This is a genomic window from Rheinheimera sp. (assembly GCF_037442345.1).
Lineage (GTDB): Bacteria > Pseudomonadota > Gammaproteobacteria > Enterobacterales > Alteromonadaceae > Pararheinheimera.
In genome coordinates, this window is the sequence record NZ_JBBIQL010000034.1 from 1 (window position 1) to 12958 (window position 12958).

Annotated in this window: 12 protein-coding genes; 8 read left to right on the forward strand and 4 right to left on the reverse strand. The window is 52.3% G+C overall.

All coding sequences use genetic code 11. The features are described 5' to 3' along the window. Positions 1 to 286: 286 nt before the first annotated feature. Positions 287 to 502, forward strand: a complete 216-nt coding sequence (cspD, locus tag WKJ04_RS17030) for a cold shock domain-containing protein CspD (RefSeq protein WP_337840253.1) — start codon at positions 287 to 289, stop codon at positions 500 to 502. 74 nt (positions 503 to 576) lie between these two features. On the opposite strand, the gene WKJ04_RS17035 is transcribed toward cspD, so the two are convergent. Then, positions 577 to 2802 carry an NADP-dependent isocitrate dehydrogenase gene (locus WKJ04_RS17035; RefSeq protein WP_337881536.1) on the reverse strand — a complete coding sequence of 742 codons (2226 nt, stop codon included), beginning with the start codon at positions 2800 to 2802 and terminating at the stop codon, positions 577 to 579. A 222-nt stretch (positions 2803 to 3024) separates the two neighbouring features. Between WKJ04_RS17035 and WKJ04_RS17040 the strand changes: the two genes are divergently transcribed. The 5 genes from WKJ04_RS17040 (at position 3025) to WKJ04_RS17060 (ending at position 7895) form a co-directional block, all read left to right on the forward strand. Further along, positions 3025 to 3486: an NUDIX domain-containing protein gene (locus WKJ04_RS17040; protein ID WP_337881507.1), complete on the forward strand. Its 462-nt coding sequence runs from the start codon at positions 3025 to 3027 to the stop codon at positions 3484 to 3486. A 70-nt stretch (positions 3487 to 3556) separates the two neighbouring features. Next, positions 3557 to 4657, forward strand: a complete 1101-nt coding sequence (gene mnmA / locus WKJ04_RS17045) for a tRNA 2-thiouridine(34) synthase MnmA (RefSeq protein ID WP_337881508.1) — start codon at positions 3557 to 3559, stop codon at positions 4655 to 4657. 3 nt (positions 4658 to 4660) lie between these two features. Beyond that, on the forward strand, positions 4661 to 5296 hold the full coding sequence (hflD, locus tag WKJ04_RS17050) for a high frequency lysogenization protein HflD (protein WP_337840257.1): 636 nt from the start codon (positions 4661 to 4663) through the stop codon (positions 5294 to 5296). An 11-nt stretch (positions 5297 to 5307) separates the two neighbouring features. Continuing rightward, positions 5308 to 6678, forward strand: a complete 1371-nt coding sequence (purB, locus tag WKJ04_RS17055) for an adenylosuccinate lyase (protein ID WP_337881509.1) — start codon at positions 5308 to 5310, stop codon at positions 6676 to 6678. A 62-nt stretch (positions 6679 to 6740) separates the two neighbouring features. After that, a complete protein-coding gene (locus WKJ04_RS17060; RefSeq protein WP_337881510.1) occupies positions 6741 to 7895 on the forward strand; it encodes a cupin domain-containing protein in 1155 nt (384 codons plus the stop codon). Between the two features lie 56 nt (positions 7896 to 7951). On the opposite strand, the gene WKJ04_RS17065 is transcribed toward WKJ04_RS17060, so the two are convergent. After that, entirely contained in the window at positions 7952 to 8374 is a 423-nt protein-coding gene (locus tag WKJ04_RS17065) for a DUF4826 family protein (RefSeq protein ID WP_337881511.1), read from the reverse strand. 213 nt (positions 8375 to 8587) lie between these two features. Between WKJ04_RS17065 and WKJ04_RS17070 the strand changes: the two genes are divergently transcribed. Beyond that, positions 8588 to 9631, forward strand: a complete 1044-nt coding sequence (locus WKJ04_RS17070; RefSeq protein WP_337881512.1) for an amino acid dehydrogenase — start codon at positions 8588 to 8590, stop codon at positions 9629 to 9631. Here WKJ04_RS17070 and WKJ04_RS17075 read toward each other — a convergent pair. Then, positions 9628 to 10386 (reverse strand): hypothetical protein, encoded by a 759-nt coding sequence (locus WKJ04_RS17075; RefSeq protein ID WP_337881513.1) that lies wholly within the window; start codon positions 10384 to 10386, stop codon positions 9628 to 9630. The genes WKJ04_RS17070 and WKJ04_RS17075 overlap by 4 nt on opposite strands. A 178-nt stretch (positions 10387 to 10564) precedes the next feature. On the opposite strand from WKJ04_RS17075, the gene wecC reads away from it, so the two are divergent. Further along, entirely contained in the window at positions 10565 to 11797 is a 1233-nt protein-coding gene (gene wecC / locus WKJ04_RS17080; protein WP_337881514.1) for a UDP-N-acetyl-D-mannosamine dehydrogenase, read from the forward strand. 5 nt (positions 11798 to 11802) lie between these two features. On the opposite strand, the gene WKJ04_RS17085 is transcribed toward wecC, so the two are convergent. Next, positions 11803 to 12958: hypothetical protein (locus WKJ04_RS17085; RefSeq protein ID WP_337881515.1), on the reverse strand; the 1156-nt coding region annotated here is incomplete at its 5' end.

Below are 12958 nucleotides of genomic sequence, written 5' to 3' on the forward strand. Positions count from 1 at the left end.
CAGGCATAGCTATAGTTTTATGAGTGGTTCTAAAGAAAACTATAGCTATGCCTGTATCAAGCTTCCAAGGGAAGATGCAGAAATACTGCATGGTTGTTAATGGCGACAAATGCCTGCTTTCTCAAGCATAAACACCGTCAAAAGCGACGCAAGCCTTTCTTTGGCTTTTGGCAAAAAACTTGACTAGATGAACAAATTATCTACAGTATTTGATGGAGTCCAGCGCGGCTCCTTCGCACGCACCGCCAAGAATACAGAGTTGAGCTAACTTAGAGAAGGAAGTAGTATGGCTACCGGTAAAGTGAAGTGGTTTAATAATGCCAAAGGATTTGGGTTTATTCGTGAAGATGGCCGTGATGAGGACATCTTTGCTCATTATTCGACCATAAACATGGATGGCTACCGTACGCTGAAAGCTGGTCAGGATGTTGTATTTGATCTGTCGGAAGGACCTAAAGGTCTGCATGCAGTCAATATTGTACTGCCCGAACAAAAATCCTGATTTGCCAGCCTGAGGCCATGCAGCCAAACTAAAAAGCCGGGTTTCCCCGGCTTTTTACTGTCAGTGACTACCGCTTAGAGCGCAGCCAGCGCCTGGTTAAAGGTCTGGCTTGGACGCATAGCGGCAGCGGCTTTGGTGTCATCCGGTTTGTAATACCCGCCAATATCCACCGCTTTCCCCTGCACTGAATTCAGTTCAGTGACGATAGTGGCTTCATTGTCAGTCAACGCTGCGGCCAGCGGCGCAAATTTGGCGGCCAAAGTGCTGTCCTTGTTTTGTGCTGCCAACGCCTGAGCCCAATACTGCGCCAGGAAGAAATGGCTGCCGCGGTTATCCAGCTGACCCAGTTTGCGGGTTGGTGACTTATCATTGTCGAGGAATTTGGCGGTGGCCTGATCCAGCGTATCGGCCAGCACCTGAGCTTTCGCATTTCCAGTCACCTGGCTTAAATGCTCCAGTGAAGCTGCCAGCGCCAGGAATTCGCCCAAAGAATCCCAACGCAGGTGGTTTTCTTCAACAAACTGCTCGACGTGTTTAGGTGCAGAGCCGCCAGCGCCAGTTTCAAACAAACCGCCGCCATTCATCAGAGGCACAATGGACAACATCTTGGCGCTGGTACCCAGCTCCAGGATTGGGAACAAGTCGGTCAGGTAATCACGCAACACGTTGCCAGTCACTGAAATAGTGTCCAGACCTGCTTTCATCCGTACCAGGCTGTGACGGGTGGCGTCTTCCGGTGACAGGATCTGAATATCCAGACCACTGGTATCGTGCTGTTTTAAATACTGCTCCACTTTGGCAATCAGCTGGGCATCGTGGGCACGGTTTTTATCCAGCCAGAATACGGCCGGAGTGCCGCTCAGACGTGAACGGTTCACCGCTAATTTTACCCAGTCCTGAATTGGGGCGTCTTTCACCTGACACATACGCCAGATATCGCCCTGTTCCACTGCATGTTCCAGCAGCACAGTACCTTGTTGGTCGATAACACGCACAGTGCCGTCTGCTGGGATCAGGAAGGTTTTGTCGTGTGAGCCGTATTCTTCCGCTTTTTGCGCCATCAGGCCAACGTTTGGCACTGACCCCATGGTGCGTGGGTCGAAAGCACCGTGCTCTTTACAGAAGTTGATGGTTTCCTGGTAGACACCGGCGTAGCAGCGGTCTGGGATCACAAACTTGGTATCCTGCAACTTACCAGCCGTATTCCACATTTGGCCTGAAGTACGAATAGCCGCCGGCATAGAGGCATCGATAATCACATCACTGGGCACATGCAGGTTGGTGATGCCTTTGTCGCTGTTGACCATGGCCAAAGCGGGCGCAGTTGCATACACCGCCTGAATGTCGGCTTCAATTTCAGCTTTTTTGTCGGCAGGTAACGCCGCAATTTTGCCGTAAACATCCCCCAGACCGTTGTTGGCATCAATGCCCAGCTCAGCAAAGGTTGAGGCATGTTTGGCGAACACATCGGCAAAAAAAGTGGTAACCACATGACCGAACAAAATAGGGTCCGACACTTTCATCATGGTGGCTTTTAAGTGCACAGAGAACAACACGCCTTTGGCTTTGGCGTCAGCCACTTGCTCGGCTAAAAAAGCCCGTAATGCGTTTTTGCTCATCGTTGCCGCATCAATAATTTCACCGGCTTGCAGGCTGACTTTTTCTTTCAGCACTGTCACCTCGCCAGACGCTGTGGTCAGCTCGATGCGTGCGGCTCCGGCTTGCGCCACTGTGACTGACTTTTCACTGCCATAAAAATCGCCATGGCTCATATGAGACACATGAGATTTGGAGTCTTTACTCCAGGCGCCCATGGAATGAGGGTTTTTACGGGCATAGGCTTTCACTGAAGCGGGCGCGCGGCGGTCAGAGTTGCCTTCACGCAGTACAGGGTTCACCGCACTGCCTTTGACGCGGTCATACCGGGCGCGGATATCTTTTTCAGCCTCAGTTTTGGCTTCTTCCGGGTAATCCGGTAAATCATAACCTTTGGTCTGCAATTCTTTAATCGCCGCTTTTAACTGCGGAATGGAAGCGCTGATATTAGGCAGTTTGATAATATTGGCTTCAGGTTGAGTGGCCAGTACACCTAATTCAGTCAAGGCATCGTTTTGACGCTGCGCATCGGTTAAACGCTCAGGGAACTGGGCCAGAATACGACCGGCCAGCGAAATATCCTGAGTTTCAATGGCAATGTCAGCCGCTTTGGCAAAAGCCTGAACTATTGGCAACAGGGAATAAGTCGCAAGCGCCGGTGCTTCGTCCGTAATGGTATAAATGATTTTTGAAGTGGTCATAATGCTTCCTGGTGTTACAGCGATATTTTGTAGCAAGAACCCTGAGATCTGTGCTGTTTTAAACGCGTTAAAGACGTGCGGTGACCGAGTATAACAGCGCAACCACAGAGCGCCTAGTCGTGCCAGTCGCGCTTCGACTGAAGTCGAACCTTCTGAATGGATTAGGTAAGTCCGGCCCCCCAAAAAACCAAGTGCCGGCCACAATTTTTTACCCCTGGAGAGCCCATGGACAGATCCGCATTGCATTTAACATTTGCCGCTGTGCTGTATTACCAAGGCCATTTTTTGCTGGTGGAAGAACGCGACAAGCGCACAGGTCAGCGGGTGTTGAACCAACCCGCGGGCCATGTAGAACCTGGCGAAGACGTCATTACAGCGGTTACACGCGAGCTCTATGAAGAGACGGGACTTCAGCTGGCCCCCTGTGCCTGGCTGGGTCTTTCTCAGTTAGGTGCGGCCAACGGACACCATTATGTCCGTATCAACTTTGTGTTTATGCCCGCTGCACTGCCAGCCCACTACCAGCCGCAGGACAACGACATTCTGGCTCTGCACTGGTTCAGCATTGAGCAACTGAAAAACACGCCTCTACCACTGCGTAGCCCTCTGGTGCTGCATGCAGCGGAACAATTTCAACAACAAAGCTGGTTGCCGCTGTCGGCCATTCAGGCGTCGCTGGCGCTATGAGAGGGCTGTGGTTAGTCAGATTTGATGTTATAATCCGCGCCCGTTTTATCCTGGTACAGAAAAGAGCGTCATGTCGGAAAACAGCAGTAAAAAAGTCATTGTCGGTATGTCAGGCGGCGTGGATTCGTCCGTTTCAGCCTATTTGTTGTTGCAACAAGGCTATCAGGTCGAAGGCCTGTTTATGAAAAACTGGGAAGAAGATGACGACTCTGAATACTGTGCTGCAGCCGAAGACTTAAAAGACGCGCAGGCCGTTTGCGACAAACTGGGTATCAAGCTGCATAAAGTGAATTTTGCCGCCGAGTACTGGGACAATGTGTTTGAGTATTTCCTGGCGGAATACAAAGCCGGCCGCACGCCAAACCCAGACATTATGTGCAACAAAGAAATCAAATTTAAGGCCTTTCTGGAGTTTGCCGCCGAAGCTTTGGGTGCCGACTATATCGCCACAGGGCACTATGTACAACGCCGGGAGCTGGACGGTCACTGGCAGTTATTGCGTGGTCTGGACAGCAACAAAGATCAGAGTTATTTCCTGTACACCATCGGAGAAGAGCATGTGGCACAAACCCTGTTTCCGGTCGGTCACTTGGAAAAACCTGCAGTACGCGCTATTGCCGAACAGCAGGGGCTGATCACCCACGACAAAAAAGACAGCACCGGCATTTGTTTTATCGGTGAGCGTAAATTCAAGGATTTCCTGCAACGGTACCTGCCGGCCCAGCCCGGGGACATTTACACCGTCGATGGTCAGAAGATTGGCCAGCACGAAGGCCTGATGTACCACACGCTGGGGCAACGCAAAGGCTTGCTGATTGGCGGTCAGAAAGACGGCAACGACGAGCCCTGGTACGTGGTGGCGAAAGATTTGATCAATAACAGACTGATTGTGGCGCAGGGCCATGACCATCCTGCACTGCAGTCCAAAGGCTTAGTGGCCAATCAGTTGCACTGGGTGGACCGGACTGGACCGGCGGCACCACTGCGCTGCACCGTGAAAACCCGCTACCGCCAGACCGATATACCCTGCAGCCTGACCCCTATGCCGGACGGCACTGTGGTGGTGGTGTTTGACGAGCCGCAAAAGGCCGTCACGCCAGGTCAGTCCGCCGTATTTTATGCCGATGAGATTTGTCTTGGCGGCGGTATTATTCATTCAGCTATTCAATAAACTATGCAGCAGACTATTCAAAATCAAACATTGGCGCTGGCAGGTATTTGTCAGGCCCTGCGCTTACTGCAAAAAGTCACCCGCACCGCGGAGCTTTCCAGCAGCGATTTACATCACTGCCTCAATACAGTGGCCAACCTGAACCCGCAGGATGCGTTGGATGTCTATGGCGGCAGCACGGCGCACCTGAAAGAGGGGTATCAGGCGCTGGTCTCACAGCTTGGCGACAACAGCAAAAAAGATGTGGAGCTGACCCGTTATGTGGTGTCGGTGATTGCGCTGGAACGCAAACTGAACAAAACACCGGCCAATCTGGAACAACTGGGTAAAAAACTCAGCCGGCTGGAGCAGCAGCTGCAGCATTTCTCGATTACCGATGAGTCGGTGATTGGTTCGCTGGCGGACACTTACGTGGAATGCATCAGCTCGCTGGGCACCCGCATTCAGGTGGCAGGCCAGCCTGAGCTGTTAAAGCAAAACCTGGTGCAGCACAAAGTGCGCGCTTTATTGCTGGCGGCTATCCGCTCTGCGGTGTTATGGCGTCAGGCAGGCGGCAGCCGGTTACATTTTATTTTTAAACGCAAAGCCATTTTGGCCGAAGCCAAAGCAGTCTTACAACAACTCTCGACGATGCACTGATAGGAGCCCCCATGGAATTAACTGCACTGACCGCCATCTCCCCGGTTGATGGCCGCTACGGCGCCAAAGCTGCTGAATTACGCGAGTATTTCTCTGAATTCGGCCTGATTAAATTCCGCGTGCTGGTGGAAGTACGTTGGCTGCAACAGCTGGCGGCCACAGCAGGTATTGCCGAAGTGCCGGCCTTGTCAGAACACGCCAATGCAGTGCTGAACCAGATTGTCGACAATTTTTCGCTGGCGGATGCTCAACGTGTCAAAGACATCGAGCGTACCACCAACCACGATGTGAAGGCTGTGGAATACCTGCTGAAAGAAAAAGTGGCGGATCATCCGGAACTGGCCGCAGTCAGCGAGTTTATCCACTTCGCCTGTACCTCAGAAGACATCAACAACCTGTCACACGGCCTGATGCTGACCGAAGCACGCGACAAAGTCTTACTGCCACTTTGCGATCAGTTACTGAACGAAATCAAACAATTAGCCTTGAAGTACAAAGCCATTCCTATGATGGCCCGTACCCACGGCCAGCCCGCGTCGCCCACCACGCTGGGCAAAGAAATGGCCAACGTCTATATGCGCCTGAAGCGTCAGCGTGACCAGATCGCCGCGGTCGAAGTGCTGGGTAAAATCAACGGCGCTGTCGGTAACTACAACGCGCACTTGTCCGCCTACCCAGACCTGAACTGGCATCAGCTGTCTGAGCAGTTCGTTACCAGCCTGGGCTTAAGCTGGAACCCGTTCACCACCCAGATTGAACCACACGATTACATTGCCGAGCTGTTTGACGCCATTGCCCGCTTTAACACCATTTTGCTGGACTTCGACCGCGACGTTTGGGGTTATATTGCGCTGGGCCACTTTAAGCAGCGCACCATAGCCGGCGAAATCGGCTCGTCGACCATGCCGCACAAAGTCAACCCCATTGACTTTGAAAACTCAGAAGGCAACCTGGGCCTGGCCAACGCCATTTTCCAGCACCTGGCCGCCAAACTGCCAGTCTCCCGCTGGCAGCGTGACCTGACGGATTCCACAGTACTGCGCAACCTGGGTGTCGGTTTTGCTTACACTGTGATTGCTTACCATGCCAGCTTAAAAGGCATCAGCAAACTGGAAGTGAACGAAGCCAACCTGCTGTCGGAGCTGGATCAGAACTGGGAATTGCTGGCCGAACCTATCCAGACCGTGATGCGTAAATACGGCATTGAAAAACCGTACGAGAAACTGAAAGAGCTGACGCGCGGTAAGCGGGTGTCCCCTGCTGACCTGGCGGTCTTTATCGACAAGCTGGAGATGCCCGACGCAGTCAAAGCTGAGCTGAAACAACTGCGGCCAGATAACTACATCGGTGCCGCCATCGCACTGGTCGACAGCCTGAACTGACAGGCACAGCAGCAACCACCACAGGGCGATTGATTCGCCCTGTGTTACTTTGGACAGAACCTATGTTTGAACTGAACCTCCATGACATTACGCCAGCCCGGTTTCTGGCCGAGTACTGGCAAAAAAAGCCTTTACTGATCAAAGGTGGCTTTAAAAATTTTCAGGATCCGATCAGTCCGGATGAACTGGCCGGTCTGGCTGGTGAAGAAGAAATTGAATCCCGTATTGTCAGCCAGCAGAATGGCGTATGGGATTTGGAAACCGGTCCTTTTGAAGAGTTTGACCAGTTTGGTGATCGCGGCTGGACTTTATTGGTGCAGGCGGTGGACCACTGGCACCCGGATTGTGCCGCATTGATCGAACCGTTCCGTTTTATTCCCAACTGGCGCATTGACGACTTGATGGTCAGCTTCTCCACCGAAGATGGCGGCGTTGGCCCACATTTGGATCAATACGACGTCTTTATTATTCAGGGCCTGGGACGTCGTCACTGGCGGGTGGGTATGCCAGACGCGTCTTTGCAACAGCACTGCCCTCACCCACGTTTGCTGCAGGTCACCCCCTTTAAAGACTGCATTGATGTGATCACCGAACCCGGTGACATTCTGTATATTCCACCAGGCTGCCCGCATGATGGCATTTCACTGGAGCCGTCGCTGAACTATTCAGTGGGCTTTCGTGCACCGGCTCAGAAGGATTTAGTCACTGGCCTGGCGGATCACTTGATTGACCATGAGCTGACCGGCCAACGTTTTACCGACGCAGGCCGTACCCTACCTGAGTCGGTTGGTGCGATCAGTGAGCAGGATCTCGCTCAGGTTCAGCAGATGCTGCGTGCGATGATTGATGACAAAGACTTTACCAGTCAGTGGTTTGGCACTTATATCAGCCATGCCAAACACGAGCTGGATACCACTGAACCTGACCCACATTATCAGCTTGATGAGATTGCAGAGTACCTGGACGAAGGCTCAGTACTGGCCAAACTGGGTGGTTTACGGACCTTGTATTACCAGAACCGCAGCGACAGCGATATTCAGCTGTTTATTAATGGGGAGCGTTACCTGCTGCCCGCCGCAGAAAAAGCCACAGTGCTGAAGCTCACCGAACAAATCAGCCTGTCTGTGGAGGATGGCAAGTTCTTTGCGAAGGACGAAGGCCGGTTGGCGTTGCTGACCAGTCTGATTAACAAAGGTTATTGGTACTTTACTGAATAGCTTTCAACAAACAAAAAAAGAGGCCTTTGGCCTCTTTTTTCAGTGTAAATTTAGCTTTACCCGGCAACCTTGTTCCACAGGTCTTCACGCTCAAACAGCTCGTACAGGGCTTCCGCTCTGTGCACCAGCAAGTTGGCAAAATCAACTTTGGTTTTATCCAGACCACCGGCATCCATGATTTGTTGCGCTTTCAACTGCCAGTGCAGGGAAAAAGCCCGCACCGCTTCGCGGGCATCTTTGGCGGCCGACAAGGCCATGTGGTCAGTTGGCAAATCACCGCTGATCACCCAATACTGCTTGCGGTCCTGCGCGGTCATTTTCCAGACCGCCATTAATGGTGGCAAGTAACGGGATTCCGACACGGCCACTGTGTCAGGCAAAATCCCCTTTTCAGCAAGGTGCTGATTGGCTTTTTGAAATTGTTGGCGCACCCAGGCGCTGTTTTGCTCATCGCGCTGAACATCAGACTGATTTGACATGATTTACTTCCTATACTCAAGTGCCGTTACTCTATGCGAGCCGCATCCAGCAATCAAGCCCTGAGACCGATTGTCGACAATCACCTGGTCTTACCAGATTTTGTTTTCGCGAAAACATGGCGTTGCTGCGGCTGAAATGGTACATTCCGCCGCGCAAAACCGGACGCTGTAACGACAGAAAAGCGGCGCCAGACAACCAACGGAGATCCCCACGTGGCAGTATTTAACCATCCTGAATTCGATAACCATGAACAAGTGGTGTTCTGTAGTGATGAAAGCACTGGCTTAAAGGCCATCATCGCCATTCACAACACAGCCTTAGGCCCGGCAACAGGTGGCTGCCGTATGTGGGACTATGCGGCTGACGAAGAAGCGCTGGTCGATGTCTTGCGTTTATCCCGCGGCATGACCTACAAAAACGCAATGGCCGGTTTAGCCCTGGGTGGCGGCAAGTCAGTCATTATCGGTGATGCGAAAAAGATCAAATCCGAAGCCCTGTTCCGTAAATTCGGTCAGTTTGTGCATTCCGTCAGCGGCCGCTATATCAGCGCTGAAGATGTAAACATCACCACGGCTGACATTATGATGATCAGCAAAGAAACCCCTTATGTGGCCGGTAAAGAAGGGGCCAGCGGTAACCCGTCACCTTTCACTGCACTGGGCACTTACAAAGGCATTAAAGCGGCCGTCAAACACAAACTGGGCCTGGACTCTGTTGAAGGCCTGACAGTCGCCGTTCAGGGTTTAGGCAGCGTTGGCTTTTACCTGTGTGAATACCTGCACAACGAAGGCGCCAAACTGATTGTCACCGACATCAACCCCGACTCTGTTGCCCGTGCTGTGGCACAATTTGGCGCGACCGCCGTGGGTCTGGACGAAATCTACAGCCAGCAGGCCGATATTTATGCCCCTTGCGCTTTGGGTGCCACCATCAATGACCAGACCATTCCTCAGCTGAAGTGCAAAATTATTGCCGGTTGTGCCAATAACCAGCTGAAAGAAAGCCGTCATGGTGAAATTTTACGTGAGATGGGCATTCTGTATGCGCCGGATTACGTCATTAACGCCGGTGGCATTATCAACGTGTCACTGGAAATCCGCCCTGAAGGCTACAACGCCGACGAGTCCACCGCCAAGGTCAACCAGATTTACCACACCCTGCTGAATCTGTTTGAACGGGCAGAACGCGAGCAAAAGCCAACCAACGAAGTGGCTGACTTAATTGCTCAGGAAATTATCCGGAACGCCCGCGGTTAATTCGTTGTCACGCTGGGGTCAGAGTCTGACTCTGACCCCAAGTTCACCGGCACCGCCTGATACCAGTCGGTCCAGTCTTTAGTCAGCTTATACACCAGCATGCTGACGCCTTCAGCGGTCAGTTTGGACCAAAGATCAAAGTTGGATAAATTCACCGTCAGCAGGCAATTCAGCCCACAGTTCACCGGCCGGAAGGTACTGCTGGAAGCAGCAAACACCTGTGCCTTCACCCCATGCTCTTTCGCCAGCGCCGCCACCCGCAACGCATGGTAGTCGCTGCTGATCATCAGGTAGGACTGGTCCGGGTTCAGTGTTTCCGCCAGAGTCGCCATCTCATTGTAAGTGGTAGGCCCGGCGTCAAAACAGCTGGCCCTGGCATAAGCGCTTTGCTGCTGCAGTAATTTCAGGTAAGGGCCACAGTGCAAGGTGGTCATGTAGACATTGGCCGGGCGCTGTTGGGTGTTCAGCATCTGGGCCAGCTGCAAAATGCGGTTGCGGGCGCAGTCTGGCAGGCTGTGTTCATTACCGCCACAGCCCAGCAACACATAATCACCACTAAAGCCGGCAGGCAAGCGACTCTGGATCTGACTCTGATACCAGTCACGCAGCTGATTGGCCACCAGCGTATTCCCTGACAGGTAAAACCAGAAAAACAGTAGCCAGAGGCCTTTACGCCGGTAACAGACACAAGCCAGCAGTAAGCCCCATAAAAACAGATTATGCGGGTATAAAAATGGTTCCAGAATATCCTTCACAGCGGCCTCCCCAAGTCGATTGCCACCATCATACCTGCTCAGGCACCATTCAGCTAAGTTTGTTATTTTGCTGAAAAATTTTTACCTTACGGCGCCTTAAGCCCGAGTCGGCCCGAACGGCGCTGTGCTAAGATAACGCTAACTTTTTCGGTTATATAGCAAGTCAATGGAGAACGCTATGTTTCAAACGGTATCAGTGATTGGTTTGGGTTATATCGGCTTGCCTACAGCCGCTATGCTGGCCTCACGCAAATTGCGCGTTATAGGTATTGATGTGAACCAACACGCTGTCGATACCATCAATCAGGGCAAAATCCATATTGTGGAACCTGAACTGGATATGCTGGTGCATGCGGCCGTCACCGGCGGTTATTTATCAGCGCAGACCAACCCGGTGCCAGCCGACGCTTTTATGATTGCCGTCCCTACCCCATTTTTTGATGATCTGTCACCGGATTTAACCTACGTTGAAGCCGCGGTGAAATCCATCGCTCCTGTGCTGCAAAAAGGCAACTTAGTGGTATTGGAGTCAACCAGCCCTGTGGGTACTACGGAGAAAATCTGCCAGTGGATCCGCGAGGCCCGGCCTGATTTAACAGTACCGACAGATTCGGCCCAGCCCGATATTCATGTGGCCTATTGCCCGGAGCGGGTGTTGCCGGGCCGGGTGGTCTACGAGCTGATCGCCAATGACCGTATTGTTGGTGGTTTAACGCCGGCCTGTTCGGAAAAAGCCAAAGCCCTGTACCAGACTTTTGTCACCGGGGAGTGCCTGGTCAGCGACGCCCGCACTGCCGAAATGTCCAAACTGACCGAAAACGCCTTCCGTGATGTGAACATTGCTTTTGCCAATGAGCTGTCACTGATTTGTGACAAGCTGGAGATTAACGTCTGGGAACTGATCAAAATGGCCAACCGCCATCCGCGGGTGAATATTCTGACCCCGGGCGCTGGCGTTGGCGGCCACTGCATTGCGGTGGACCCCTGGTTTATTGTGCATTCAGCACCAGAGCAAGCCAAACTCATCCGTACCGCCCGCGAAGTCAACGACTTTAAACCGGAGTGGGTGTTGCAAAAAATTCTGTCAACAGTCGCCAACCACAGCCTGCACAAGCCCTCTGTGGCCTGCTTTGGCCTGGCCTTTAAACCGGATATTGACGATTTACGCGAGAGCCCGGCTTTGCATATCGTCAACGACCTGGCGACCCAATACCAAGGCAAAATTTATGCGGTGGAACCCAATGTGGAGCACAGCAACAAATTGGCCGCCAATGTGGAGCTGGTGTCGGTGGAACAGGGCTTAAAAGCCGATATCATTGTAATCCTGGTGAACCACAAAGGTTTTGGTGATCTGGATTTCAGTAAAAATACGCTGATTAACGTAGTGGGCCCACTGCGTAGTGCGCATTAGCCTACTCAGACGGGCGGGTTCACCCCGCCCGTTTTTTTTCGGCGAACTTCAAACCAGCAGGCAACAACCAGCATCAGCGTCACCGTCAGATTCCCCGCTAAGAATAACCAGGACGTGATTGCCACTGTCAGAGCGGTGTTAAACCACAGATAGCCCAACGAGGTGAGCAGCACCGCCAGCGTAACCAGCGAGGCCTTGCGTTTGTTAGCACCCAATGAGGTTAACAATACCTCAAAGTAGGTTTTTACCAGCGTCAGCCACAAAGTGGTCAACACCAGATGCAACATCAGCACCGCATCTGCCGACAGAACTTCGTGAAAACTCAGCTCATACAGCCACTCAGCCAATGGCCACATCAGCACATAAGGCACAGACAGCAAAGGCAGGCTCAGCAACAGCATTTTGCGGAAAAACTGCAGTTTGGCACCAAGTTCAGTGAACCGGCTTAAACGGGATAAAAACACCTGAGAAAATATAACAGGCAGCAACGTGACCGGCATAAACAAAATAAATAACTTACGGAATTGCCCAAGCTCCAGTAGGCTGCTGAACAGGGCCAGGAAAATAAAGGGGATATTGCTCATGACAATGGCGAATAAATCAGCCCAGGCAAAAGGCACACGTTCAGCAAAGGAATGCCAGCCAAACTGACGGCTAAATTCCTGACGGTAGCCATGCCAGTGCTGGCGCAGCTCTGGCCAGAGGACAGCCAGCCCCATCAGCACAGGCACCAAGCCACAAACCAATAGGGCCCACAACACGTCGTCCACCGAATTCAGTGCATCCATTACCAGCAACAGTAAAACGACACCAAGGCAGAGCGCATTAATAAAGTTGGTTTTCACTTCCACAAAAAACTGCTGACGGCCTTTGAGGTAAGAAAACAGTGCCTGTGCCAAAGCCCAGACTAAACCTATGCCCAGGCTCAGTGCATAAAGCTCAAAAGCGACTTCACTCTGACCACTGGCCACCCACAAGGCAGCGCCCCCCAGCAACAGCAGAAAAACACTGGCCGACAATAACAGCGAGTTAAACAATAAGGCTGGCTCCTGCCGCTGGGCACTGTGGTGGATCAGGTAAAAACTGACCCCAAAAGCGATGGCCGGGAAAAACAGATTCGCCAACATATAGACATAACTGTACAGGCCAAAATCGGCGTCC

Bases quoted from the DNA above. Each gene is read 5' to 3' on its own strand.
- WKJ04_RS17060 (WP_337881510.1), top strand. From the start codon at position 6,741: ATGTTTGAACTGAACCTCCATGACATTACGCCAGCCCGGTTTCTGGCC.
- WKJ04_RS17040 (WP_337881507.1), top strand. From the start codon at position 3,025: ATGGACAGATCCGCATTGCATTTAACATTTGCCGCTGTGCTGTATTAC.
- hflD (WP_337840257.1), top strand. From the start codon at position 4,661: ATGCAGCAGACTATTCAAAATCAAACATTGGCGCTGGCAGGTATTTGT.
- wecC (WP_337881514.1), top strand. From the start codon at position 10,565: ATGTTTCAAACGGTATCAGTGATTGGTTTGGGTTATATCGGCTTGCCT.
- WKJ04_RS17065 (WP_337881511.1), bottom strand. From the start codon at position 8,374: ATGTCAAATCAGTCTGATGTTCAGCGCGATGAGCAAAACAGCGCCTGG.
- purB (WP_337881509.1), top strand. From the start codon at position 5,308: ATGGAATTAACTGCACTGACCGCCATCTCCCCGGTTGATGGCCGCTAC.
- mnmA (WP_337881508.1), top strand. From the start codon at position 3,557: ATGTCGGAAAACAGCAGTAAAAAAGTCATTGTCGGTATGTCAGGCGGC.
- cspD (WP_337840253.1), top strand. From the start codon at position 287: ATGGCTACCGGTAAAGTGAAGTGGTTTAATAATGCCAAAGGATTTGGG.